This window comes from Acetobacter garciniae, from assembly GCF_017377735.1.
In the GTDB taxonomy this organism is placed as follows: Bacteria; Pseudomonadota; Alphaproteobacteria; order Acetobacterales; family Acetobacteraceae; genus Acetobacter; species Acetobacter garciniae.
In genome coordinates this window covers 122855-146744 of record NZ_JAFVMH010000002.1, presented here as the reverse complement: position 1 = coordinate 146744, position 23890 = coordinate 122855, and the positions used below count along the sequence as shown (strand labels likewise).

The 23890-nt window shown below is 61.0% G+C and carries 22 protein-coding genes, 2 tRNA genes and 1 pseudogene; 12 read left to right on the top strand and 13 right to left on the bottom strand.

What is annotated here, in order from left to right:
* Positions 1–665: 665 nt before the first annotated feature.
* From J2D77_RS04620 to pxpB, 5 genes are all read right to left on the bottom strand, one after another.
* A complete protein-coding gene (locus J2D77_RS04620; protein WP_407927080.1) occupies positions 666–1109 on the bottom strand; it encodes a VOC family protein in 444 nt (147 codons plus the stop codon).
* A gap of 170 nt (positions 1110–1279) precedes the next feature.
* A complete protein-coding gene (locus J2D77_RS04615) occupies positions 1280–2230 on the bottom strand; it encodes a hydroxyacid dehydrogenase (RefSeq protein WP_207845139.1) in 951 nt (316 codons plus the stop codon).
* Positions 2231–2497: 267 nt separating this feature from the next.
* Positions 2498–3262: a LamB/YcsF family protein gene (locus J2D77_RS04610; protein WP_207845138.1), complete on the bottom strand. Its 765-nt coding sequence runs from the start codon at positions 3260–3262 to the stop codon at positions 2498–2500.
* Between the two features lie 22 nt (positions 3263–3284).
* On the bottom strand, positions 3285–4259 hold the full coding sequence (locus J2D77_RS04605) for a 5-oxoprolinase subunit C family protein (protein WP_207845137.1): 975 nt from the start codon (positions 4257–4259) through the stop codon (positions 3285–3287).
* On the bottom strand, positions 4259–4897 hold the full coding sequence (pxpB, locus tag J2D77_RS04600; RefSeq protein WP_230975519.1) for a 5-oxoprolinase subunit PxpB: 639 nt from the start codon (positions 4895–4897) through the stop codon (positions 4259–4261). The genes J2D77_RS04605 and pxpB overlap by 1 nt, the downstream gene beginning before the upstream one ends.
* 236 nt (positions 4898–5133) lie before the next feature.
* On the opposite strand from pxpB, the gene J2D77_RS04595 reads away from it, so the two are divergent.
* From J2D77_RS04595 to J2D77_RS04585, 3 genes are read left to right on the top strand one after another with little or no spacing between them, the layout of a single operon-like run.
* On the top strand, positions 5134–6156 hold the full coding sequence (locus J2D77_RS04595; RefSeq protein WP_207845136.1) for a LysR family transcriptional regulator: 1023 nt from the start codon (positions 5134–5136) through the stop codon (positions 6154–6156).
* A gap of 38 nt (positions 6157–6194) precedes the next feature.
* The gene (locus J2D77_RS04590) at positions 6195–7457 is read left to right on the top strand and encodes a Zn-dependent hydrolase (protein ID WP_207845135.1); all 1263 of its coding nucleotides are present in this window, start codon (positions 6195–6197) and stop codon (positions 7455–7457) included.
* 3 nt (positions 7458–7460) lie between these two features.
* A complete protein-coding gene (locus J2D77_RS04585) occupies positions 7461–8774 on the top strand; it encodes a CapA family protein (protein WP_207845134.1) in 1314 nt (437 codons plus the stop codon).
* 355 nt (positions 8775–9129) lie between these two features.
* Here the strand turns inward: J2D77_RS04585 and J2D77_RS04580 are convergent.
* Positions 9130–9204 (bottom strand) — tRNA-Gly (locus J2D77_RS04580).
* A 188-nt stretch (positions 9205–9392) separates the two neighbouring features.
* Between J2D77_RS04580 and J2D77_RS04575 the strand changes: the two genes are divergently transcribed.
* From J2D77_RS04575 to ubiM, 9 genes and pseudogenes are all read left to right on the top strand, one after another.
* Entirely contained in the window at positions 9393–11459 is a 2067-nt protein-coding gene (locus J2D77_RS04575; RefSeq protein WP_207845133.1) for an NAD(+) synthase, read from the top strand.
* Between the two features lie 66 nt (positions 11460–11525).
* Positions 11526–12122, top strand: a complete 597-nt coding sequence (hisB, locus tag J2D77_RS04570; RefSeq protein WP_207845132.1) for an imidazoleglycerol-phosphate dehydratase HisB — start codon at positions 11526–11528, stop codon at positions 12120–12122.
* Between the two features lie 132 nt (positions 12123–12254).
* Positions 12255–12914 carry an imidazole glycerol phosphate synthase subunit HisH gene (gene hisH, locus J2D77_RS04565; RefSeq protein WP_207845131.1) on the top strand — a complete coding sequence of 220 codons (660 nt, stop codon included), beginning with the start codon at positions 12255–12257 and terminating at the stop codon, positions 12912–12914.
* A pseudogene (gene hisA, locus J2D77_RS17605) lies at positions 12914–14282 on the top strand (1-(5-phosphoribosyl)-5-[(5-phosphoribosylamino)methylideneamino]imidazole-4-carboxamide isomerase). Before hisH ends, hisA begins: the two are co-directional and overlap by 1 nt.
* Complete coding sequence (gene hisF / locus J2D77_RS04555; RefSeq protein ID WP_207845130.1) at positions 14276–15046, top strand: imidazole glycerol phosphate synthase subunit HisF; 771 nt, start codon at positions 14276–14278, stop codon at positions 15044–15046. The pseudogene hisA and the gene hisF overlap by 7 nt, the downstream one beginning before the upstream one ends.
* 25 nt (positions 15047–15071) lie before the next feature.
* Positions 15072–15542, top strand: a complete 471-nt coding sequence (locus J2D77_RS04550; RefSeq protein WP_207845129.1) for a phosphoribosyl-ATP diphosphatase — start codon at positions 15072–15074, stop codon at positions 15540–15542.
* 4 nt (positions 15543–15546) lie between these two features.
* Complete coding sequence (locus J2D77_RS04545; RefSeq protein ID WP_207845128.1) at positions 15547–15921, top strand: histidine triad nucleotide-binding protein; 375 nt, start codon at positions 15547–15549, stop codon at positions 15919–15921.
* 129 nt (positions 15922–16050) lie between these two features.
* A complete protein-coding gene (locus J2D77_RS04540; RefSeq protein ID WP_230975516.1) occupies positions 16051–16650 on the top strand; it encodes a nitroreductase family protein in 600 nt (199 codons plus the stop codon).
* Positions 16651–16656: 6 nt separating this feature from the next.
* Positions 16657–17871: a 5-demethoxyubiquinol-8 5-hydroxylase UbiM gene (ubiM, locus tag J2D77_RS04535; RefSeq protein WP_207845127.1), complete on the top strand. Its 1215-nt coding sequence runs from the start codon at positions 16657–16659 to the stop codon at positions 17869–17871.
* Between the two features lie 197 nt (positions 17872–18068).
* On the opposite strand, the gene J2D77_RS04530 is transcribed toward ubiM, so the two are convergent.
* From J2D77_RS04530 to mnmG, 7 genes are all read right to left on the bottom strand, one after another.
* On the bottom strand, positions 18069–18476 hold the full coding sequence (locus tag J2D77_RS04530) for a DUF4186 domain-containing protein (protein ID WP_207845126.1): 408 nt from the start codon (positions 18474–18476) through the stop codon (positions 18069–18071).
* A gap of 149 nt (positions 18477–18625) precedes the next feature.
* Complete coding sequence (locus tag J2D77_RS04525; protein ID WP_207845125.1) at positions 18626–19108, bottom strand: Ivy family c-type lysozyme inhibitor; 483 nt, start codon at positions 19106–19108, stop codon at positions 18626–18628.
* A gap of 184 nt (positions 19109–19292) precedes the next feature.
* Positions 19293–19368, bottom strand: a tRNA-Lys gene (locus J2D77_RS04520).
* A gap of 356 nt (positions 19369–19724) precedes the next feature.
* A complete protein-coding gene (locus tag J2D77_RS04515; protein WP_207845124.1) occupies positions 19725–20645 on the bottom strand; it encodes a ParB/RepB/Spo0J family partition protein in 921 nt (306 codons plus the stop codon).
* Positions 20642–21433 (bottom strand): ParA family protein, encoded by a 792-nt coding sequence (locus J2D77_RS04510; RefSeq protein ID WP_207845123.1) that lies wholly within the window; start codon positions 21431–21433, stop codon positions 20642–20644. Before J2D77_RS04510 ends, J2D77_RS04515 begins: the two co-directional genes overlap by 4 nt.
* On the bottom strand, positions 21420–22022 hold the full coding sequence (gene rsmG / locus J2D77_RS04505) for a 16S rRNA (guanine(527)-N(7))-methyltransferase RsmG (RefSeq protein WP_207845122.1): 603 nt from the start codon (positions 22020–22022) through the stop codon (positions 21420–21422). The genes J2D77_RS04510 and rsmG overlap by 14 nt, the downstream gene beginning before the upstream one ends.
* The gene (gene mnmG, locus J2D77_RS04500; RefSeq protein ID WP_207845121.1) at positions 22006–23886 is read right to left on the bottom strand and encodes a tRNA uridine-5-carboxymethylaminomethyl(34) synthesis enzyme MnmG; all 1881 of its coding nucleotides are present in this window, start codon (positions 23884–23886) and stop codon (positions 22006–22008) included. The genes rsmG and mnmG overlap by 17 nt, the downstream gene beginning before the upstream one ends.
* Between the last annotated feature and the right edge of the window lie 4 nt (positions 23887–23890).

The window sequence follows — 23890 nt, the reverse complement described above, 5'->3', positions numbered from 1 at the left end:
CTGGCGGAGCCCATGGTCATCCCCCTTTTAATCATTACAGTAACACTTTCATTACTGTGCATAGGGGGCAAGAAAAATCCAATACCTAAAAGCTATGTTCACACCGCACTTTTTCTGTTTGGTTTCGTAACAAAAATATTATTACGCTGCCAGGAAAGTGTAGTCGTCCGGGAATCGGATTTTTCATCGAAGGTGGGGCGCGTGCGAAGCCAGCGACGCCCTTTGGTGGGCGTTGCATGCCGGCATGGAATAGTCCGTAAAAATGGATTGTACTAATGCAGCTGCTATAGCCTACTCTTCAAAAGAAGACGATCGCTTTGAAGTCATTTTCAATCAAGACGGGCGCAACAGCCGCAATATCTTCCGATGAATACCCTGCCCGGCCAATACCATGCTGAAGGCAATTGTTGGAAAACCTGTCGTCACGCCACAGGCGCACCAAAGGCCCGGGCGCAGTGAACCCGGGCCGGCCACGGTGGAGACCCACACTTCGCAGCCGCTTTTCAGAAGACCTTTGACAAAAGCATCGAACTGGCCTCTGGCATGCCGGGGCTATATAGGCTCCCGGCCAGACGTGGCAGCCCGTAATCACAGTTCAACAGCACCAAGCCCAGCGCGGTTTTGCCGTGCTGCCATACCAATGGGGCGTAGAGAAACCCTGCCCCTTATTTTGCAAAAAGACTGGACAGACTGGCAAACGCCTTGATTTCTATAGCATTGCCAAAAGGATCGTAGAAGAACATGGTTGCCTGTTCACCCGGCTGGCCTTTGAAGCGCACATAGGGTTCGATGACAAAACGGGTGCCAGCCTGCCTGAGTTTTTCAGCGAGCACCTCCCAGTCTTCAAGATTCAACACGACACCAAAATGCGGGACCGGAACCGCATGGGCATCCACACTGTTGTGATGAAGGCGTTTTTGCGAACAGTCCGCCATATGCGCCACAATCTGATGGCCAAAAAAATTGAAATCCACCCATTCATCGGAACTCCGTCCTTCCGGGCAGCCTAACAGGACACCGTAAAAGGCGCGTGCCCTGGCCAGATCATCAACCGGGAAAGCCAGGTGAAACGGAGGAATTGTTTTTTCCTGTATTGTCATCTCGTTCATTTTTTATATCCAGTATTCTACAATTACATATCTTATTATAGTATGAGGAATACAAAAAATGATTTTTTTTGATGCTAAGCGCAAAAATAATCATCTCACGTTTTCCTGTTCGGTCTTCAATCCTGCCCCACACGCAGAACGCTGAAGACAGGGGCAGACAACGCGGGTTGTCAGGGCAGCCCTACCCTGTGCTCTGGTGCAAGACCACTCAGGGCCGCCAGTACCTGCTGGGCGCAGGTCAGGGCCATACGCTGAAGGGCCTCCTGCGTTGTGCCGCCAAGATGCGGCGTAAGAAGAAGGGCTGGGGCGCACAGCAATGGATCATCTTCGGCAGGTGGTTCCACACGCATGACATCCAGGGCCGCGCCACGAATGCGCTTTTCCGCAAGAATCCGCGCCAGAGCGTCCTGATCGATGGCAAACCCCCGGCCAACATTGATCAGCAGCGCATGCGGCTGCATAAGACGTAACGCGCTTTGCGTCATCAAGGGTGGATCGTCCTGTTTTCCGGCGCGATGGATCGATACGACATCAGACCGCCCCAGCAGTTCCTCCAGCGTATTACAGCGTTCCACACCGTGCTGCGCAAAACAGTCCGCCGCCATGCTGGGTGACCAGGCGATCACCCGCATACCAAGGCCCGCACCGGCAATGACCGCAACCTTCCGGGCAATGGCGCCAAACCCGACAAGACCGAGCGTTTTGCCGTGCAGTTCCATCCCCTCGCATGTGTACCGAAATTGCCAGTCATGCTGCCTTACCGCATGATCCGCCCGGCAAAGATCGCGAGCGCTGGCCAGCATAAGCCCGATGGTCAATTCCGCCACCGACTGACTGTTGACGCCGGGCGTATTGGTAACGGTGATCCCGCGTTCCTGCGCGGCAGCCATATCGATCCGGTTGGTGCCCACCCCATGACAGCTTATGATCCTGAGATGTGGTGCCGCGGCAATGGCATCGCGGCTCAGACCGATATCCCGTGTAATAACCGCGTCAGCCGCTCCGATTTCCCGTACGACCGTTTCCATGTCGGGGACCGTGGCGTGCCTTACTGCAATACCGTGTTCTTTTAAAAAGGTGAGCGCACTATCATGCACGGGCTGCGTGATAAAACATTCCACAGTGTGGATATCCTTTCCAATAGCGTTCGTTCAGGGAAATGACACGCCCGCCGCGACAACGGTACCGTCCTGGATCAGAATTTCGGTAATGCGCCAGCTATACTCCGCCTCCAGCAGACCAATGACCAGGCCCTAGCGCACCCTGTCGCCAAGGGTCACGAACGGGGCTTCGCCCGGCGCTTTCGCACAGTAAAAAACACCGCATGCGGGACATCAGTTCCGCCAGTTGCCCGACATCCCGTATTTCAGGCTGCTGATCGGGTGCGGTCATGCAAATGCCTTCAGCGCTATGCCTGCGTCTTCCAGCCGGGCCCGCACGGTACGCGCAATAGCGACCGATTCCGCGCTGTCCCCATGCACGCAGATTGTGTCCATGGGTGCTGGCAGCATCTTGCCCGATATTGTCTCGATCGCGCCGTTCCGGACCATGCGGATCACGCGTTCGGAAATATAATCGACATCATGCAGGACGGCCCCAGCCTGTTTGCGGGAAACAAGCAGACCGTCTTCCGTATAGGCGCGATCGGCAAAGATTTCGGCATAGACTGTCATGCCGCGTTCGCGCGCCAGACGTCCGAGAACGCCAAAAGCACCCGCCACCAGCGCCAGCGATGCATCGACCCCCTGCACGGCATTGAGCACGGCAGTTGCGACATCGCTATCCTGCTCGCTCAGATTACCAAGTGCGCCGTGCGTTTTGACATAGGCAATACGATGCCCCGCATATGTTGCCATGGCCTGCGCCGCCCCCACCTGATAAGCGACCAGACGTTCCGTCTCAGCAGCAGTAAAAGGGACAAGCCGCCTGCCAAATCCCCACAGGTCGGGATAGCCGGGATGCGCGCCGACTGTTACGTTCTTCTCGCGCGCCAGGCGGAATGTGCTGGCCATTACGTCCGGGTCTCCGCCATGGAAACCGCAGGCGACATTTGCAGATGTCACCACATCAAGCATGGCTGCATCGTCACCAATTGTATAATGCCCGAAACTTTCGCCAAGATCGGCATTCATATCAATTGTCGTTTTCACCACCGTTAACTCCCGAAGCTGGAAACTAGCTGGCCAAGAGATGTTTTTTAAAAGCGGGAACCTGCTCGGCCAGGGACTGCAAGGCCTCTGTCCGTGCGCGCATCCGCGCCAGTGCGTGTTCCTGGGTTACCAGTTTGAAACGGATCCTGCTTCCCGGCGGCATCTGTGCCAGCACGCTCAGATCCGGTTCGGCAATGATACCGATCTTGGGATAACCGCCGCAGGTATTGGCATCCGCCATCTGGATAATGGGCTGCCCCGCAGGAGGCACCTGCACCGTACCGGGCAACACCCCATGTGACAGCAGGCTAAGGGATTGACGGGTCAGCAAGGGGCTTTGGCCTTCCAGGCGAAACCCGACCCTGTTGGCGTGGGGCGTTATGGTCCAGTGCTGCGTCACGAGCAGGGAATGGGCCTCCTGGGTGAATGCCTCATATTCCGGGCCGGGAATAAGGCCGAGCACGACATTGTCTTTATCGGGCAGGGCAGCAATGCCCGATAAACCGACCCCTCCGTCTGGCAGGGCATGGAGTTCTGCGTGCCCACAGGGCAACCGGTCCCCCTTTTGCAGACCCCTTCCCTTAAATCCGCCAAAACCCCCTTTGACATCGGTACCGCGTCCGCCCAGCACCACCGGAACATCGATCCCGCCGGCAACCGCCAAATAAGACCGAACGCCTTTCTCAGGCGCTTGGAGGATCAGAACCTGCCCGGCCTCTGCCTGCATGCTCCAGTCGGGCGGAAAAGATGTTCCATCCAGCGTGGCCCGCGCTGGCGCCCCAGCCACGGCAAACACGCAATTTTCAAGAAACCTGACCTTGAAGGGAAAGAACATGATTTCCATGGCGGCGGCCCCCACGGTGTTACCCGCCAGAATATTGGCCCGGATCAGGGATTCCCTGTCCATTGCCCCCCCTGCGCACACACCCCACGGCACGGCAGACGGGCGCCCGAGATCCTGCACGGTATTAAAGGGGCCGTCGCTCAGAATCTCCAGCATCACGCTCTCACGAAACGTACGATATCACCCGCTTGCAGAAAGCACGGCTTCTGCGCTGTCGGGTCGAACAGGGGGGGACACTGGGCTTTGCCCAGAATATGCCAGCCCGATGGTGTCGTCTGCGGCATGACACAGGTAAATTCCCCGCCAAGGCAGACGGATTTCCGCTCAACGCTGAGCCGCGGCCTATCCCTGCGGGGAACATGCAGTTGCGGCGGCAGACCAGTAAGGTACCCAAAACCGGGGGAATACCCGATCATGGCCACGCGATAGGCGCATGACGTATGCAGGCGCACCACTTCCGTTTCGGAAAGGCGGGTTTGTTGCGCAACATGGGCAAGATCTTCCCCCCCATCACCCCCATAGACCACGGACACGACCAACTCCCTTGGGGTAATGGAAATGGAAGCCGCCTGGTCCCATGCCTGTTTCAGCAGCCTATGAATGCTCTGTATTTCTGTTATCTGCGGGTCAAATACGACAAGCAGGTTATTGGCCCCGGGTGTGAGCATTGTTATGCCCTGCGCAGCTTGCAGAACATGCGCCATTCCCCAGATCCGGACCTGTATCGTGTCCTGGAATGTCCCTTCGGACATATCCAGAAGGAAAGCATTGGCACCGGCACAGTGAATACGCATGATTTCAGCCTTTCACCGCCCTGAATGCGCGGTCTTGCGTATCATCACCACAACAGCCACTCCCAACCGGCCCAAGAACGGGCACTATACAGAAGACGCATCGAAAATTCGCAACCCTATCCGGCCCTGACAGAGGCCCGGTTTCCACACCATCGCCCCTTGCCGCATCGGCTCACGCCAGGGGGCAACAGGGCTTTTTACGGGCACGTGCCGGCAATACCCCGGGAAGAAATCCGGTGTATAGTTTTTCTAATCTCTCCTTCTATAAAAAAAGGTTTTTTGTAATAAACCTATTCCCTTTAAACTATTGCCTTCTGGAGGTTTCGATTATAGAACAAAGCCGAGCAACAAAAATATCGTTAATTTTTTTCTCTGAGCGCCAAAAAAAATGTTGCACCATGATCACTGAACTCCGCACATTTCTCGTTGCCGCTCAACTGGAAAGCTTTGCGGCAACCGCAGAAAAAGTCGGCTTGACCCAGTCCGCAGTCAGCGCCCAGATCAAGCGTCTGGAAATGGAATTCGGCTATCCCCTGTTCGAAAGAACCGGGCGCGCTGTCTCCCTGAGCAAAGCGGGACTTGTCGCCGTTGAACGCGCGTTGGAAATCGTGGCACTTTTTGAACGCATGCGCGATATTCCCAGAGACAACGCCATAAGCGGCACCATCAAGGTGGGCACCATTTCAACCGCCTATACATCCCTGCTGGCGCCAGCAATGGCGGTTTTCCTGAAAACATATCCGGATATCCTGTTTTCCATCAGTATCGATGTCTCTCTCGTTCTTTTGCAAAAGCTGGAGGCAAGGGAACTGGATATGGCCATTATGGTCAAACCGCCTTTCAGCCTTATCCCGAACATGGAATGGATACCGCTGGTCACGCAATCTTACGTTCTGGTCATGCACGACAGTATTGACGGCACGGACTGGAAACAGATTTTAGGCCAGCATGCCTTTATCCGCTATGACAGCCGGTCCTTTGGTGGCAGCACCATAAGCAGTTTTTTGGCGCTGCATAAGATCAGCCTGCGCGATATTGCCGAAACGGAAGAAATCGACCTTATCCTGGATATGGTTTCCAGAAATATCGGCGTTGCCATTATCCCGTCCTGCCAGGAAATCAACCGATACAGCACCATACGGTGCATGGATATTCCGGAGTTTTCAAAAAAACGCGAAATAGGGGCAATGGTTTTCAAGAACAGGCAACGGGCTTCCGTAGATCGCTTCATGGCATTTCTGGTGTCACCGCCCGCATGACCGGACCTTATAGACCCATCAGGGAGTCATTGCGCACAATGAACGCCACCGCCTTCCATCACGCTTTTGGAGAAAAGCTTTTCGCGACGTTGCACACGCTCAGCTTCGACGGGCTGGGCATGACGCGCCCCTCCTACAGTCCACAGGAAAACGCGGCCCATACGTTGTTATGCGATGTGGCCCGGAACTACGGGCTTGAAATACGCCGCGACTGGGCCGCAAACCTGTTTCTTACCCTGCCGGGCAAAGACCGTGCCAAACCCGTGGTCCTGACCGGCTCCCATATGGATACCGTACCGTCTGGCGGGAATTACGATGGCGCGGCAGGTGTTATAGCGGGTCTTTCAATCCTGTGCCGGTGGGTCAGGGACGGCTTTTTACCGGAACGGGATACGACGGTTATCGCAACCCGCGCTGAAGAAAGCGTGTGGTTCCCGCTTTCCTATGTCGGCAGCAGAACGGCTTTCGACCTGCTGACCGAAAAGGATCTGAACACCAGACGCTCTGACACCGGGCGCACCCTTTTCGAACATATTGCGGAATGCGGGGGCACGCCCCAATGGCCGCATACAGCCATTCTCAAGCCCGAGCAGATAGACTGCTTTGTCGAATTGCATATCGAACAGGGCCCCGTGCTTCTTGGAGAAAATGCCGTTCTTGCCGTTGTTTCAGGCATTTGCGGCAGCATCCGTTACCGCAAGGCCTGGATTGAAGGGGAATATGCCCATTCCGGCGCCACACCGCGCAAGTTCAGGTCTGATGCTGTTGTGGCAATGGCCGACCTTGTCAGCACCCTGCACGCCTACTGGCAGACACTGGAATCTGAAGGCCATACCCTGACCCTGACCTTTGGTGTATGCCAAACGGATGCCCGGCAGGCCAATTTCAGCGCCGTTGCCGGCAAGGTCTCGTTCACACTGGATGTCAGGGCGCAGGATACCGCGTTGCTGGATCATGTTGACCGGCACATCCAGCAGGTTGCCCGCACCGTTGAACAAAGACACCGCGTCAAAGTGCACCTGGGCGAGAAAACGGGCAGCACCCCGGCACTGATGGATGAAAGCCTGCAACAGGCCGCCCTGGAAATCAGCCGGGAACTGGATATTCCAGCCCTGAAAATGGCAAGTGGCGCAGGTCACGACGCGGCCACCTTTGCCAACCAGGGTGTGCCTACGGAAATGCTTTTCGTGCGCAATGAAAACGGCAGCCATAATCCCTACGAACATCTGGAAATAGCAGACTTTGCGGCGGCCACAACCGTTCTGGATGGCCTTTTGAAACTTCGTGCAGAAAAGGTTTAACCCATGCGCTTGTCCCTGACGGGTGATTCAATCCTGTTCCGGCGGCTGAACAGCCAGCAGAATCCCCATATCGCCCCGCTCTTCAACCTGATTCGCGAATGCGATGTCAGCTTTACAAACCTTGAGTTCGTTTCAAATGACTTTGAGGGCGATCCGGCGCTGGACCATGGCGGCACGCATTTCGGCGCCCCGTGCTGGGTGCTGGACGAACTGAATGACGCAGGCTTCAACCTTTATGCCGCGGCAACCAACCATAGCCTGGACTATAGTATTTCCGGTCTGCGCAAAATGATCGCGGCCCTGAATGAGCGGGAAATGGTGTACGCGGGTATCGGCACCAACCTGGAAGAAGCCCGCCAACCTGCCTACGCCACGACCGCTGCAGGTACAGTCAGCCTTGTTTCGTGCACGTCCACTTTTGCACGGGGGCAGGAAGCGTCAGAACAGACCGGTCTCATGGCAGGCAGGCCCGGTATCAACCCCTTGCGCTACCAGAAATCCTATCAGGTGACACAGACCGAACTGGAGCAGTTGCGCGGCATCTACGAACGGCTGGGACTGCAAGCCATTCTGGATGAAAAAATCCGCCAGGGATTTTCCTTCCCTCCTGCGCAAGACACGCTGGCATTTGACGGGTTACAGTTCAAGGCGGCCAGCCAGACACGGATTCAGACACGCCCGAACCCGCAGGATGTTGCGGACATTGTCAAATGGGTAGAAGAAGCCAGGCTGGTTTCCGATGTCGTTGTGGTCAGCATCCATGCGCATGAGAGCGACTACAATGCCGCGGGTATTCCCGATATCGAGGTACCGGCCGCGTTTTTGCGCGACTTTGCCCATGCAGCCATCGAGGCGGGTGCAACGCTTGTTGTCTGTCACGGCCCCCATCTGCTGCGCGGAACGGAGCTGTACAAAGGCAGGCCCATTTTTCATGGATTGGGGAATTTTATCGGGCAGAACGAACTGGTTTCCCGCCTGCCCATGGATTCCTACAGGGCGTTCCGCTACACCCCCGACATGACGCCACACCGCCTTTATAAAGGCCGAAGCGAAAATGATACCAAGGGCTTTCCGTCCGACCAACGCTTCTGGGACAGCATGATGCCCATCTGCCATTTCGAAGATGGCGTGCTGAAAGCCGTCGATATTTACCCGGTAACTCTGGGCCTGGGGCTTTCCGCACATCAACGCGGCGCACCTTACCTGGCGAGCGGCGCGGACAGTCACAGAATACAGCAAAAGATCCTTGCTCTTTCCGAACCGTACGGAACCCGGTTTGAATCCGGGCAGGACATTCTGCGCCTCAAACTGAACTAGGCTCAGCAGCCGTTAACCGCGGGCTATGTCAGGGCTGCACAAAAACGCCCGACCCCGGCCCGTGAGCATGAGTAGCCTGGTCGGCCAGGGCGGAAAGCAGCACTCACCCCTTGAGATGGAAAGGGGTGTTTGGCATGCGCTGTCCGACGGTGCTCATTTACGCCGGTGGTCGAAAGAGACCAGAACACTTCCCCAAGGCACCGCCAGGAATCGCCGTTGGCCGGGAGCCTGGGCGCACAGCCCGATATCGCGCGCCCTGAATCGGTGATAGCCCGGTGGTAGCCACAGCCTGAAACGACGAAAGCCACCTTGCGGTGGCTTTTTTCGTAATCGTCTCATTTTCCTGGGAAAAATCTGGAGCGGGCGATGGGATTCGAACCCACGACCCCAACCTTGGCAAGGTTGTGCTCTACCCCTGAGCTACGCCCGCATCAGATGGGCTCCTTCTACGAGCGAAGGGTGAAACACGCAAGAGGGAAAATGACTGTGCGGTCTTTTTTTTACCCTCCGGCAGATCCCGGCCGCGGCACCGCTCTTTCTTGTTTATTGGCGGAATTTTTTGCTCCCTGCTAATCAGGGCAAACTGCGTCGCACCCGTTCCCGGCAGGAAAGGAACACATGTTGCCTTCGTCCTTCTTCCGATCGGTCTATCATCAGGGCTTTGCCCGTGTCGCGGCCTGCACGCTGCCCGTGGCCCTGGCGGACCCGCAGGCCAACATGGCCCATGTGCTCGACGCCGCCACCACCTGCGCGCAGGACGGCGTTGCCCTGTGCGTGTTCCCCGAACTGGGGCTGAGCGGGTATGCGATCGGTGATCTGTTGCAGCAATCCGCCCTGCTTGACGCGGTGGAGACAGCCCTGATCGGGCTGGCCGAGGCCACTGCCGATCTGGCCCCCGTACTTGTCGTGGGTGCGCCCCTGCGCCACCGGCATAGCCTGTATAACTGCGCCGTTATCCTGCATCGGGGCACAATCCTGGGCATTGTGCCCAAGAGCTATCTGCCCAATTACCGCGAATTCTACGAACTGCGCCATTTCACGCCGGGTGCTTCCGTCAGGGGGGAGAGTCTCTGCCTTGGGGGCCAGGCCGTGCCGTTCGGGGTGGACCTTCTGTTCGAAGCCCGCGACCTGCCCGGATTCTGCCTGGGCGTGGAAATTTGCGAAGACATGTGGGTGCCTGCCCCCCCGTCAACCGCTGCTGCCCTGGCGGGAGCCACGGTCATTGCCAATCTTTCGGCCAGCGATATCACGGTGGGCAAGGCCGAAACCCGCACCATGCTGTGCCTTTCGCAGTCGGCCCGCTGCATGGCCGCCTATCTTTACGCAGCGGCGGGAGAGGGCGAATCCACCACCGACCTGGCGTGGGACGGCCAGACCGCCATTTTCGAAAACGGTGTCCTGCTGGCCCAGAGCGATCGTTTCCCCACCGGCAGGCGTAGTGTGGTGGCCGATATAGACCTGGCCCTGCTGCGCCACGAACGCATGCAGACCGGCAGTTTCAGCGCCAATGCGCATGCGACCGCCCCGACCACCACCCCGCCGGGGCAGGGCTGGCGCCGGATCGGCTTTACGCTGTCCCCCCCCATGGGCGATATCGGCCTGCGGCGCGGGGTTTCGCGCTTTCCCTTTGTGCCCGCCGACCCCGCCCGGCTGGAACAGGACTGTTTTGAAGCCTTCACCATCCAGGTTTCCGCCCTCAAGCAGCGGCTGAAGGCAAGTGGGGCCACGGGCATGGTGATCGGCATTTCCGGCGGGCTCGACTCCACCCACGCACTGCTGGTGGCCGTGCGCGCGGCGGATGAACTGGGCTGGTCGCGCCAGGCGGTACGCGGCTATACCATGCCGGGCTTTGGCACCACGGACAAAACCCTGGCCAGCGCCAACGCGCTGATGGCAGGGCTTGGAATCCATGCTCAGACACTGGATATCCGCCCGGCGGCATCCCTGATGCTACGCGAAATCGGGCACCCCTTCGCCAAAGGGGAGGCCGTGCATGACATCACGTTCGAAAACGTGCAGGCCGGGCTGCGGACGGATTTCCTGTTCCGCCTGGCCAACCAGCATGGCGGGATCGTGATCGGCACGGGCGACCTGTCGGAACTGGCCCTGGGCTGGTGCACTTACGGTGTGGGCGACCAGATGGCCCATTACAATGTCAATGCCGGCCTGCCCAAGACACTGATCCAGCATCTTATTCGCTGGTGCATTGCGTCGGGCCATTTTCCGCCCCCTGTCAGCGCCGTGCTGGAGACTGTGCTGGCTACGGAAATATCGCCCGAATTGGTGCCCACCGGCGCCAATGGCGGGCAGAAGACGGAAAGCATCATCGGCCCTTATGCGCTGCATGACTTCGCACTGTATTATATCCTGCGCCACGGCTTTTCCCCCGCCCGCGTGGCGTTTCTGGCCGAACGGGCCTGGGCGGACCCCGATCAAGGTGCCTGGCCGCCCGGTTTCAGGCCCGAAGACCGCAACGCCTACGACCTGGCGCAAATACGCCACTGGCTTGGGGTGTTTCTCCACCGCTTTTTCGCCACCAGCCAGTTCAAGCGTTCGGCCATGCCCAACGGCCCCAAGGTGATGGCCGGCGGCAGCCTTTCCCCCCGGGGGGACTGGCGCGCCCCATCCGACGGCAATGCCCGGCTCTGGCTGGCCGAGCTTGAACGCGCCGTGCCCGTCCATTGATGGGCCGTTCATCGCCCATCGGTCGCGATGGCATTGCGCGGCCTGTTGGGCTATAAGCGGCTCACCATGACAGCACCACGCCAAGCCACCATTCATCGCGCCACCAGCGAAACCGATATCGCCATCGCCCTGACCCTGGACGGCACGGGTACGGCAAAGGTTGAAACCGGTATCGGCTTTTTCGACCACATGCTGACGGCCCTGGCCAAGCACGGCCTGTTCGATCTGGACGTGGCCGTGCGGGGTGACCTGCATATCGACGGCCACCACACGGTGGAAGATACCGGCATTGCGCTGGGCCAGGCGTTCAAGCAGGCATTGGGCGACAAGCGCGGCGTGCGCCGGTTCGGCCAGGCCCTGATCCCGCTGGATGAAGCCCTGTGCGAAGCGGTGGTAGACCTGTCAGGCCGCCCGTTCCTGGCATTCAACGCCCGCTTCGACCGTGACCGCATCGGGGAACTGGATACCGAACTGGTGGAGGAGTTCTTTCGCGCCTTCGCCATGGCCGGTATGCTGACCCTGCACCTGAACCAGAAAGCCGGGCAGAACTGCCACCATATTGCCGAAGCCGCGTTCAAGGCGCTGGCCCGTGCCCTGCGCATGGCTGCCGAACCCGACCCGCGCGCGGGCAGCGCCATTCCCTCCACCAAGGGAGTCCTGTAAGCTGTCTGCCATGGCCGGGGCCGGCAACCGCAAAGACAACCGGCCCGGGCTTGTCTGCCGCGGACAGGATCATTCGCATTTCCATGACGTCGCGCCGCGCGCGTCCTCGATCAGACCAGCAAGAGGGTTTTCATGACCCAGCCTCTCACCATCGCCGTTATCGATTACGAAGGGGGTAACCTGGCCTCCTGCGCGCGGGCCTGCGCGCGGGCGGCGGAGCTTGCCGGTATCGCGGCCAGCGTCGTCATTACCAATGTCGCATCCGAAGTGCGCGCGGCCGACCGGATCGTCCTGCCCGGGCAGGGGGCCTTTGCCGATTGCGCGCAGGGGCTGGAGGCCACGCCGGGGCTGAAGGACGCCATCATGGACTCGGTCGCGGCAGGCACGCCGTTTCTGGGCATTTGCGTGGGCATGCAGCTTATGGCCGAACGCGGGCTTGAACATGGTGTCACCCCCGGCTTCGGCTGGATCGGGGGGGAGATCGCCCCCATGGACGTACCCGGCCTGCGCCTGCCGCAGATGGGCTGGAACGAACTGGACCTGCACCAGCCCGAACACCCGTTGCTGCAAGGGCTGGGCGATGCCCCGCACGGGTATTTCGTGCATTCCTACGCCCTGCGCGACACACCGGCGGACACCCTGGTCGCGACCACGGATTACGGCGGCAGCGTTCCGGCCATTGTCTGCAAGGACAATGTGGCGGGCACGCAGTTCCATGTTGAAAAAAGCCAGACAGTGGGCCTGAAGATCCTGGCCAATTTTCTGCGGTGGGAGCCACGGGTGTCGCCCTGATGCACAAGAACTCGCGCGTCCAGCGCATTCTCTCCCTCGATGAAGACGACCTGCAGGCCCTGTGCGAGGCAGTGGATGCCGCCATTCTGGACGATGGCGGATTCGGCTGGCTGCAACCCCAGGGGCGGCAGGTGCTCGAACGCTATTTTCGCGGCCTTCTGCTGGTGCCCGAACGCATGCTGTTCGCCGTCAGGCTCGACGGTGTCATCGTGGGGGGGGCGCAGCTTGTGCGCACGCCGCGCAATAACGAACTTCAGGCCATGTGCGTGACACTGGCCCATCTGTTCGTGGCCCCGTATGCCCGCCACAAGGGGCTTGGCGCCTTCTTGTTGCAGGAAGTGGAAAGTGCCGCGCGCAACATGGGCTTTCGCGTGCTGAACGTGGATGTGCCCGAAACCCGGGTCGATATCGCGGCCTTGTTCGAACGCGCAGGATTCATACAATGGGGGTGCCATCCCTTTTACGCCCGCGTGGGGGAGGAAACCCTGCGCGGCCTGTTCTACACCAAGCTGCTGGACAGCACGCCGCCGTTCCGCATCGACCAGCCCGGCCCCTGACACGCCACACACCCATCGAAATAAAGCCCCGTTCCATATCATGACCATGCCTTCAGCCACCCCCCCGGCCCGCCCCTTGACCCTCTATCCCGCGATCGACCTCAAGGACGGTGCGTGCGTGCGCCTGCGCCGGGGCGAGATGGACGACGCCACGATCTATTCCGACAACCCCGGCGCGCAGGCCAGCGCGTGGCAGGCGGCGGGGTTCAGGTGGCTGCACGTGGTGGACCTGAACGGCGCGTTCGCGGGGTCTTCCGTCAACGCCCCCGCCGTTCGCGCGATTATCGAGGCCACGAACCTGCCCGTGCAGCTGGGGGGCGGGCTGCGCGACATGAAGGCCATAGAAACCTGGCTGTCCACCGGCATTACCCGCGTGATCCTGGGCTCCGTCGCGGTCAAGAACCCTGAACTGGTGCGCGAGGCGTGCAAGGCGTTCCCCGGTCGTATCGTGGCGGGGATCGATGCGCGCGCAGGCCGCGTCGCCACCGAAGGCTGGGCCGAGGTTTCGGACATGGAAGCGACCGAACTTGCCCTGCGCATGCAGGATGCGGGGGTGGCTGCCATCATCTTTACCGAGATCAGCCGCGACGGCATGCTTGAAGGGCTGGATATCGAGCAGACCGTGGCCCTGGCCCGGGCGGTTCAGGTGCCCGTTATCGCCAGTGGCGGCGTGGGCACCATCGCCCATCTGGCCGCCCTGCACGAAGCCGCGCGGACCGCACCGGGTATTGAAGGCGTGATCGTCGGCCGCGCGCTGTACGATGGCCGGGTGTCCCCCGCCGAAGCGCTGCGGGTGCTCAGCGCATGCTGAAGCTGCGCGTCATCCCCTGCCTGGATGTCAAGAACGGGCGGGTTGTCAAAGGGGTCAACTTCGTCTCCCTGCGCGATGCGGGCGACCCGGTCGAACAGGCGGCGGTGTATGACGCGGCCGGTGCGGATGAACTGACCTTTCTCGACATTACCGCCAGCCATGAAAACCGCGACACGATTTTCGATGTGGTAAGCCGCACGGCCGAAAAGATCTTTCTGCCCCTGACCGTGGGCGGGGGCGTGCGCAGCACGGGGGACATGCGGCGCCTGCTGCTGGCGGGGGCGGATAAATGCGCCATGAATTCCGCCGCCGTCGCCCGCCCGGACCTTGTGAACGAAGCGGCCCGCAAGTTCGGCAGCCAGTGCGTGGTGGTAGCGGTTGACGCCCGCCAGACCGGACCCGGCAAGTGGGAAGTGTTCACCCAGGGTGGGCGCGCCGCCACCGGGCGTGACGCCATAGACTGGTGCCGCGAAGTGGCCGAGCGCGGCGCTGGTGAAATCCTGCTGACCTCCATGGACCGTGACGGCACGCGCTCGGGCTTCGACCTCGACCTGCTGCGCGCGGCTACCGGGGCCGTGCGCCTGCCTATTGTCGCCTCGGGCGGGGTGGGGGCACTCGAACATTTTGTGGACGGTGCGCAGGCAGGTGCAACCGGCCTGCTTGCCGCAAGCGTTTTCCATTTCGGCCAGTTCACGGTCGCGCAGGTCAAGACAGCCTTGGCCGATGCGGGCCTGCCTGTCCGCCCGTCGCCCCCTCCTTTCTAGCTCCTGTGCAGGTCTGTCCGCCACCATGATCAAAAAAGCTCCCTCCAAGGCTGAAAGCAAAGCCCCGCCCAAGCCCGCCAAGGCCGTCAAGCCCAAGAAGGACAAGGCCGCCACCGCCAGCGTGGGTGAGACGGCCCACGCCGTCATTCCGCAGGCCAGCAGTGCGGTGCTGGACCGACTGTATACGGTGGTGCAGGAACGCAAGGACACGGACCCCACGGTCAGCCATTCGGCCCGGCTGCTGTCGCGCGGCACCTACAAGATTGCCCAGAAATTCGGTGAAGAAGCCGTCGAATGCCTGATTGAGGCCGTAGCGGGACGGCACGACATGTTCGTGGCCGAAAGTGCGGACGTGCTCTACCACCTGATTGTCCTGTGGGTGGATGCAGGCGTCACCCCGGATGAGGTCTGGGCCGAACTGCGCCGCCGCGAAGGCACGAGCGGCATTGCCGAAAAAGCATCACGCACCAGTTCCACCCCGGCAAGGAAAGGATGAGCCCATGGCCGTGAACGGAAAAGGCCCCTACGATCCGCAGAATATTTTTGCGAAGATCCTGCGCGGCGAAATTCCCTGCAAAAAGGTGTTCGAGAACGAATGGGTCCTGGCCTTTCACGATATCGCGCCCAAGGCTCCGGTCCATATCCTGATCATTCCCAAAAACCCATACGTCTCCTTCATGGATTTCAGTGCCACTGCCCCGGCCGAGGAAATTGCCGGTGTCATGCGCGCAGCCGGCGAGATTGCCCGCGAACAGGGGCTTGAAGAGGGCGGCTACAGGCTTATAACCAATGCAGGGCCCAATAGCGGGCAGGAAGTGCCGCATTTCCACCTGCATCTGCTTGGTGGCAAGGTGCTGCCGATCTTCGCGCACTGACCCTACCGGGCGTGCCCTAGGGGTAGGCCCCACGGGCCGCCCCGTGGTAAGCCCGGTCAGGCACGCACCAAAGCACGCCCCCTGGCCCCAGGCCATACAGGCAAAAGCCGGTTGCAGAGGACCTTTCGCATGACCGCCGCAACACCGATGGACGTTCTGCTCTCCCGCGCCTCGACCGACCGGCTGGCGGACCCCGCCCCGTCGGCCGCACAGCTTGAGCAGATTCTGGCCGCAGCCCTGCGCGCACCCGATCACGGTCGCCTGCGGCCGTGGCGCTATATTGTGATCGAAGGCGAAGCCCGCCCCCTGTTCGCGCAGAAAGTCGTGGACAGCATGCTCCGCCTCGACCCGCAGACGCCTGAATTCAACCTGACCAAGCGCCGGACGCGTTTTGCCACCATGCCCATGACCATCGCTTTGGGCATGCACCTGCGCGTGGGCCATAAGATACCGCTCTGGGAACAGGAAATGGCCGTGGCCGCGGGGGCCATGAATATCCTCAACGCGCTGCACGCGCTGGGCTTTGGCGGCATATGGGTGTCAGGCCCCGTAACGCAGGACCCCGTGCTTGCCACCGAACTGGGGCTTGCCGCCCCCCACCGGCTGGCGGGTTTCATTTTTGTCGGCACCCCCGATAACCCCCACCCCGCACCAGCGCGCCCCGACCCTGCGGCATTCAGCGCCCGCTGGCAGGGTGCGCCCGTCACCTTCAGCGCGGACAAGGACTGAACCGCCATGCCCGTCTCCCACGCCGCCGCACACGCCCCCACCCGGACAGATGTCGCCGTTATCGGCGGCGGCCCCGTAGGGCTGGCTACCGCACTGAGCATGGCCCAGGCGGGCCTGCGCGTAAGCGTGCTGGAACGCGCCCCGGCCAGCGTGTGGGAAGAACCCCGTTTTGACGGGCGTGAAATTGCCCTGACGCATCATTCCGTCCGTCTGCTCAAGGAAGCCGGGGCGTGGGAGCATATTCCCCCCGCCGTGATCTGCCCCTTGAAGGAAGCCCGGATCGAGACGGGGAATTTCCGCCATCCCCTGCGGTTCGACACGCAGGGCCATGGTGTGGACGCGCTGGGGTGGCTGGTGTCCAACCACCATATCCGCCGGGCACTGTTTTCCGCGGCCCTCGACCATCCTGGCATTACCCTGCTTCCGCAGACCGAAGTTGCGACCATACGGCAGGGGCAGGATTTCGCCGCTGTCCACCATTCGGGCGGGCAGATCAACGCCGCACTGGTGGTTGCAGCAGATGGCCGCTTTTCCCCCACACGGCAGCGGGCGGGCATAGGAGCGATCATTCACGATTTCGACCGCTCCATCCTGGTGTGCCGCATGGCGCATGAGTCGCCCCACCATAATGTGGCCCTGCAATGGTTCGATGAAGGGCAGACCATCGCCCTCCTGCCCGTCAACGGCATGGCGTCCTCGCTGGTGCTGACCCTGCCGCATGACGACATCCGCCGTCTGGCCGCCATGCCGCGGGCGGCTTTCAATGCCGAGGTCATGCAGCGCGTGGGCAACCGGCTGGGGGCGATGCGCCTGGTCAGCACGCGGCATTTCTATCCGCTCAAGGGTGTTTACGCACATCGCTTCACGGCGCGGCGCATGGCCCTGGTGGGGGACGCCGCGGTGGGCATGCACCCCATTACGGCGCATGGCTTCAACCTTGGCCTGAAAGGGCAGGAAACACTGGTCCAGGCCGTAAGAGCCGCCATCGCCCAAGGGGGTGACGCCGGGAACGCCGCTGCACTCCGCCGCTTTGAGCGCCAGCACCGTCTTGCCACGGCCCCGCTTTTTGCGGGCACGAACGGCATTGCAACCCTTTACACCCATGACGGACCGCCTTTCCGCCAGTTGCGCCAGGTCGGGCTGCAACTGGCGGACCGCTTCGCACCGTTCAAGAAAGCCGTGACATCTCTGCTGATGGACCGTCAGGCCCCGGCGTCCTGACCAATCAGAGGGGAAATGATAAAAGCTTTTGGGTGTCGCCTTTTTTCAAAAAGGTGACGTTCCTTGAAGCTTTTTGAAAAAAGCTTCACCAAAAACTTTTATCTATTGATGCGATATATCGGGGAACAGATTTTGAGACAGTCCCTGAGCAGGTAAAAAATCCTGCTATTTAGCTTTATATTTTTAAAAATAATCTTCTACGGATGTTTACGTAATTCGCGCCTCAGCCACTCGGCCAGTGCCGCAAGCACCTGCTGCTGTTCCGCAGGATCAAGCGCACGCCCTTTGGGCAGGCCATGCCATTTTTGCAGGCAGGACCGGCAGCACGTGCCCGTGGCATGCTGCGCCACGAAAATCGGATGGCCTTTCCACGGCGTTTGCCGCCCATCCCGCGCCGGCTGGGCGGGAGCCAGCCTGCGGGCAATGAAATCCCGCCCATGCTCCATGACGGTGTCCAGCCCCTTCTGGCGCAGATAGGCCCTGTCCGCCTGATCGAGCGAAAACTTGCTCCGGAACGCCGATCGGGCCAGCCTGTCCCACAGATCCGCCGGAACAACGACCTTGCCAGGTTCTGGCGCGAAAAGATCACCCTGCCTTACTGTCATGGTTTTTATATAGGCACCCTGCCGCGTTTTTTCGAGACACCAGCCCGGTTCGAAAACGCACCTGCGCACAAACCTGCCGGCACCAGCAAGGCAAACCCATTATTCCCCGTGGTCATTTTCCAAAACACATAATGCCGGATGGACCGCGTTCAGGGGCTGTCGGGGTTATTGGCCCGGTATGAGGCATGAAGTGCGGCCAGAATGACGTCATCGGGACTGCCAAACGGCATCTGATACAGGGTTCGGCCGGACTTGTAGGTCAACAACCCCCACGCCCCCTTGCCGTCGCGCGAAAAAATGACTTCCATCTGGTTGTCAGCGCAGTCATGCGGTTTGCACAAATGCCCCACAATATAGGCATGTCCCGCCAGGGTTATGCTGCCCACAGGGGCCGAAACTGCCGCACCGCTCCGTGCCCAGTCGGGCAGTTGCATCATGGCGTGGTAGGCCGGGGCATATTGCGGCATGTGGGACAGATCGCTCGCATAAGGCGCATCCTCCGCCATGGCTGGATGCGGCAAGACCTGACCCGCCAGGGTGCACGCCAGCACCAGACCGCCCCAACCCGTAAACAGAAACACCCACCGACGCATGAAAGCCCCTCCACTGGAATGCGCCCAGGGAGTGTCCATCAGCCCGGCCGCTCCGTAAAGGGCAAAGCCTGCTTATCAGCGGCGTAAAACCTGCATTCGAGGGCAAAAGCCACGCCCTGCTCATGTTTTTGATAGTGTCTGCCGATCGGCAGATAGGGATAATGCATCCCGCCCGACCCCAAAGGCCGGGACCAACACCAGATTATTATGTGAAAGGGAAATCTGGTGGGCGCACAAGGACTCGAACCTTGGACCCGCTGATTAAGAGTCAGCTGCTCTACCAACTGAGCTATGCGCCCTTACAGCCTTAACGGCTGAAGTGGGGGCGTTTTAACACCGGTTAAAACAGGACACAAGCCCGAAAATCCATGTTCCGCAAACATTTCCAGGCAAATGGATCGCCATAGGGCCCATAGCCTCTGGCAGCGCCCATTTTCCTGCCCGTAGGGAAGGATGTCTCAGCGAACCGGAAGACGGAAAGAGGCGGCTGATGAGAAAGAAAGAGAAAAATACACGCCCCTCGACCGGCGGCCGCTGACCCCTTTCGGAAAGTTCGAGGGCGGGTCAGGGCAATCCGTCATCTGTGGGGGTAACGGAATGCCCATCGCCTCGGGACGTGTTCAAAGGCGACCGAGTATAGCTCTTGCCTTGCCCGTCAGGATTTCAGCAAGGCCAGGACAGCGTCGAGCTGGTCCAGGCTTTTATAGTGAATTTCAAGCGAGCCACCCTTGCGGCCGTCGAAACGCACGGCCACGCGCAGGCCCAGCCTGTCGCCCAGATCGCGCTCCAGGGCGGCTATTTCCGGGTCCTGTCTGGATTTTTTCGCGGGCGGCGCAGGTTGCGTGCCTTGCTGTTCGGTCGCCTTTTGCACAAGGGCTTCCGTCTGCCGGACGGACAGCCCCTTCAGCAGCACCTCGACCGCGGCCGAAATCGGGTCCGGATGGGAAAGCAGCGCCCGCGCATGGCCTGCGGATAATGCGCCCTTTTTCACCTCCGCCCGGACAGAGGCAGGCAGGCGCAGCAGCCTGAGCATGTTGGCCACATGGGGACGTGACTTGCCAATGGCTTTGGCCAGTTCCTCCTGCGTGAGGTTGTAGTCCTCCAGCAGGCGGTTGAAGCCTTCGGCCTCTTCAATCGGGTTCAGGTCTGCGCGCTGGAGGTTTTCGACCAGGGCCGCCGCCATGGCGTCGGCTTCGGACAGGTCACGCACATGGACCGGCACGGTATGGCACTGCGCCAGTTGCGCCGCACGCCACCGCCGTTCCCCTGCAATGATCTGATACTGCCCCGGTGTTTCCGGGTCGGGCCGCACCAATATGGGCTGGAGAATACCGCGCTGGCGTATGGATTCAGCCAGTTCCTCCAGCGCGTCGGGCGCCATGTCCTGACGGGGCTGGAAAGGACCGGGCACCAAGGCTTCGATCGGAAGGGTGGAACCCGCACCACCCGCACCATGGCCCTGCGTGGGCGAAGGGGTGGCAGCGGGTGCCGAAGACACTGCGGCATCCCCCAGCAGGGCGGCAAGCCCCCGGCCCAGCCTGGGGCGGGTGGCATTCTTGCGGGCGGATGAACTCATGCTGTTCTCCTCATGACTTCGGCGGCCAGCGCCTGATAGGCCGCAGCCCCGCTGGCCCGGGGGTCGTATACCGTGACCGGCTGGCCGTAGCTCTGCGCCTCGGAAATGCGAATATTGCGGGGGATGACGGTTTCAAGCACATCGCCACGGAAGAAGCTGCGCGCATCGGCCGCCACCAGTTCGGACAGGTTGTTCCGCTTGTCGTACATGGTCAGCACGATCCCCGCCATGGCCAGGGTGGGATTGAGGCTTTTCGTCACACTGCCGATGGTCTTGACCAGATGGCCCAGCCCTTCGAGCGCGAAAAACTCGCACTGCAAGGGTGCCAGAACGCCGTCTGCCGCCACAAGGGCGTTGAGCGTGAGCAGCCCCAGGCTGGGCGGGCAGTCTACGATGATATAGTCGGCCACAGCCCTCAGCGGGGCCAGCGCATCGCGCAGGCGGGTTTCGCGGCCATCGGCATCGACCAGTTCGATCTCCGCCCCCACCAGTTCGGTATTGGCCGCAATGACGTGCAGATTATCCACCTCGGTCGGCTGGAGCAGGTCCTGCGCTGTCTTTTCGTGCATGAGCAGCGCATAGGTCCCACTTTGGCGCGCGTTGTTCTGCACACTGACCCCGGTGGAGGCATTACCTTGCGGGTCCAGGTCGACCAGCACCACCTTTGCACCTTCAGCCGCCAGGGCCGCAGCCAGGTTGATGGCTGTTGTCGTCTTGCCCACACCACCCTTCTGGTTGGCAACGGCAAGGATACGGCATTTTTGCGCGTTCTGTTCAGCCTTGGACACGATGAAAATTACTCACTTCCAGAACAACACCATCCCCGGTCGTCAGGCTGGGGCGGGTGCGTATATCCATGTTCCAGGACCGTTCGGCGTCCCGGATTTCCTTATCCGCCTGCTGGCCTTTTAGAAACACCGCAACGCCGCCGGGGGCCAGAAGCGGGTGCGCCCATTCCAGCAGCTTGCCCAAGGGGGCCAGCGCACGGGCTGTAACCAGCGGGGCGGGTTGCACATCAACCTGTTCCAACCTGGCGGAAACGACCGTAAGGCTGGCCCCTGTCAGCCGCGCGGCTTCACGCAGAAAGGCTGCCTTGCGCTGGTCCGCCTCGATCAGCGTGCCGGGAATGCCCGCGGCAATCCCCACGACCACACCGGGGAATCCGCCGCCCGATCCCATATCGATAAACCGTTCGCGACCTTGTATCAAAGGAAGCAGTTGCAGGCTATCCAGAATATGCCGTTCCCACAGCTTGTCCATGTCGCGGGGCGAGACCAGGTTGATGCGCGTATTCCATTTGCGCAGAAGGGCGGCAAAAATATCCAGCCGGTCCTGTGTTTCACGTGAAACATCCATGCCTTCAGGCAACATCAGCATGGGCCTGCCCTTTACGCAGATACGCCAGAAGCGCCATGAGGGCAGAGGGCGTCATGCCCGGAATACGCTGGGCGGCGCTGAAACTGTCCGGGCGTGCGGCGTCGAGTCGTTCTTTCATTTCCGAACTCAGCCCGCCTATGGCGCCAAAATCCAGCCCTGCGGGGAAACGGATATCCGTCTCGGCTTCCAGTTGGCGTATTTCGCGCCGCTGGCGGGTCAGGTAGCCGCTATAGCGTGCTTCGGTCGTAATATGGCGGCGCACCCGTTCGGGCACGTTCAGGAACCACGGCGCCAACTGCGACAGAACGGTCTCTTCCACCCCGTAGCCCAGAATATCCAGCAGGCTGCGGCGGCGGCCGTCCTGGGCTACCTTCATGCCCGCATGGGCCAGTTCCTGCGGCTGCCAGCTTTGCGCTTCCGCCTGCTGTTGCACCTGGGCTATGGCCTGCACATCGTGCTCGTACAGATCGCGCCGGGCGGGGCCTACGCAGCCCCAGTCCAGGCCAATGCCGGTCAGGCGCATATCCGCATTATCGGCGCGCAGGACCAGCCGGTATTCCGCGCGCGAGGTAAACATGCGGTAGGGCTCACTGACCCCCTGGGTGGTCAGGTCATCGACCATGACACCCATATAGGCCTTGCCCCGGTCGAGGCTGACAGGGGCCTGCCCCCCCGCCCGGCGCGCCGCATTCACACCCGCCAGCAGGCCCTGGGCCGCTGCTTCCTCATACCCGGTGGTGCCGTTGATCTGCCCGGCCAGGAACAGGTTGGGACAGGCCCGCAATTCGAGCGAGGCCGTCAGTTCGCGCGGGTCGATATAGTCATATTCCACGGCGTAACCGTACTGGGCAAGAACCGCGCGTTCCAGCCCGGGAATGGTGTGGATCATGGCTTCCTGCGCGTGGCCGGGCAGGCTGGTGGAAATTCCGTTGGGGTAGACCAGATGGCCGCCTTCATGCTCGGGCAGGGCTTCGGGCTCCAGAAAAATCTGGTGGCTGGTCTTGTCCGCGAACCGGACCACCTTATCCTCGATCGAAGGGCAGTAGCGCGGGCCCCGGCCCGATATGGCCCCGCCATAGAGCGCGGATAAATGCAGGTGTTCGCGTATCACCTCATGCGTGCGGGGCGTGGTGGCAGTAATGCCGCAGGCCAGTTGCGTGTTGGTAATGGCCGCGGTCAGGCGGCTGAAGGGTTCCGGCACGGCGTCGCCCTTGTCCTGCGCCAGGCCCGCCCAGTCTATGCTGGTGCGTTCGATCCGCGCGGGGGTGCCGGTCTTCAGCCGCCCCATGCGCAGGCCAAGCCCCTTGAGGTACCGTGCAAGGGCCACGGACGGGCCTTCCCCAATACGGCCGGCAGCCTGGCTTTCGTGGCCGATATGAATGACACCGTCCAGAAACGTGCCGGTTGTCAGCACCACCGCCCCGGCACGCCATTGCCGCCCGTCTTCACTGACAACGCCGCAGACATGGCCTTGCGCGTCCCGCAGCAGGTCGGCGCAGGCACCTTCGACAATGGTCAGGCCGTCCTGCTCCGCCAGCAGGTCCTGCACCGCCTGCCGGTATAGCGCGCGATCGGCCTGCGCACGCGGCCCCTGGACTGCCGGTCCCTTGGAGCGATTGAGCAGCTTGAAATGAATCCCTGCCCGATCGGCGGCACGCGCCATGATACCGTCCAGCGCATCGATCTCGCGCACCAGATGGCCCTTGCCGATACCGCCAATGGCCGGGTTGCAGGACATGGCCCCGAGGGTTGCCTTGCGGTGCGTCAGCAACATGGTCCGGGCACCGCAGCGCGCGGCAGCGGCGGCGGCTTCGCACCCTGCATGACCGCCCCCCACTACAATGACGTCGTAAACCCCCTGCATCGCC

Bases quoted from the DNA above. Each gene is read 5' to 3' on its own strand.
- J2D77_RS04620 (WP_407927080.1), bottom strand. From the start codon at position 1,109: ATGAACGAGATGACAATACAGGAAAAAACAATTCCTCCGTTTCACCTG.
- J2D77_RS04605 (WP_207845137.1), bottom strand. From the start codon at position 4,259: ATGCTGGAGATTCTGAGCGACGGCCCCTTTAATACCGTGCAGGATCTC.
- pxpB (WP_230975519.1), bottom strand. From the start codon at position 4,897: ATGCGTATTCACTGTGCCGGTGCCAATGCTTTCCTTCTGGATATGTCC.
- J2D77_RS04590 (WP_207845135.1), top strand. From the start codon at position 6,195: ATGAACGCCACCGCCTTCCATCACGCTTTTGGAGAAAAGCTTTTCGCG.
- J2D77_RS04585 (WP_207845134.1), top strand. From the start codon at position 7,461: ATGCGCTTGTCCCTGACGGGTGATTCAATCCTGTTCCGGCGGCTGAAC.
- J2D77_RS04575 (WP_207845133.1), top strand. From the start codon at position 9,393: ATGTTGCCTTCGTCCTTCTTCCGATCGGTCTATCATCAGGGCTTTGCC.
- hisB (WP_207845132.1), top strand. From the start codon at position 11,526: ATGACAGCACCACGCCAAGCCACCATTCATCGCGCCACCAGCGAAACC.
- hisH (WP_207845131.1), top strand. From the start codon at position 12,255: ATGACCCAGCCTCTCACCATCGCCGTTATCGATTACGAAGGGGGTAAC.
- hisF (WP_207845130.1), top strand. From the start codon at position 14,276: ATGCTGAAGCTGCGCGTCATCCCCTGCCTGGATGTCAAGAACGGGCGG.
- J2D77_RS04550 (WP_207845129.1), top strand. From the start codon at position 15,072: ATGATCAAAAAAGCTCCCTCCAAGGCTGAAAGCAAAGCCCCGCCCAAG.
- J2D77_RS04545 (WP_207845128.1), top strand. From the start codon at position 15,547: ATGGCCGTGAACGGAAAAGGCCCCTACGATCCGCAGAATATTTTTGCG.
- J2D77_RS04540 (WP_230975516.1), top strand. From the start codon at position 16,051: ATGACCGCCGCAACACCGATGGACGTTCTGCTCTCCCGCGCCTCGACC.
- ubiM (WP_207845127.1), top strand. From the start codon at position 16,657: ATGCCCGTCTCCCACGCCGCCGCACACGCCCCCACCCGGACAGATGTC.
- J2D77_RS04530 (WP_207845126.1), bottom strand. From the start codon at position 18,476: ATGACAGTAAGGCAGGGTGATCTTTTCGCGCCAGAACCTGGCAAGGTC.
- J2D77_RS04525 (WP_207845125.1), bottom strand. From the start codon at position 19,108: ATGGACACTCCCTGGGCGCATTCCAGTGGAGGGGCTTTCATGCGTCGG.
- J2D77_RS04515 (WP_207845124.1), bottom strand. From the start codon at position 20,645: ATGAGTTCATCCGCCCGCAAGAATGCCACCCGCCCCAGGCTGGGCCGG.
- rsmG (WP_207845122.1), bottom strand. From the start codon at position 22,022: ATGCTGATGTTGCCTGAAGGCATGGATGTTTCACGTGAAACACAGGAC.
- mnmG (WP_207845121.1), bottom strand. From the start codon at position 23,886: ATGCAGGGGGTTTACGACGTCATTGTAGTGGGGGGCGGTCATGCAGGG.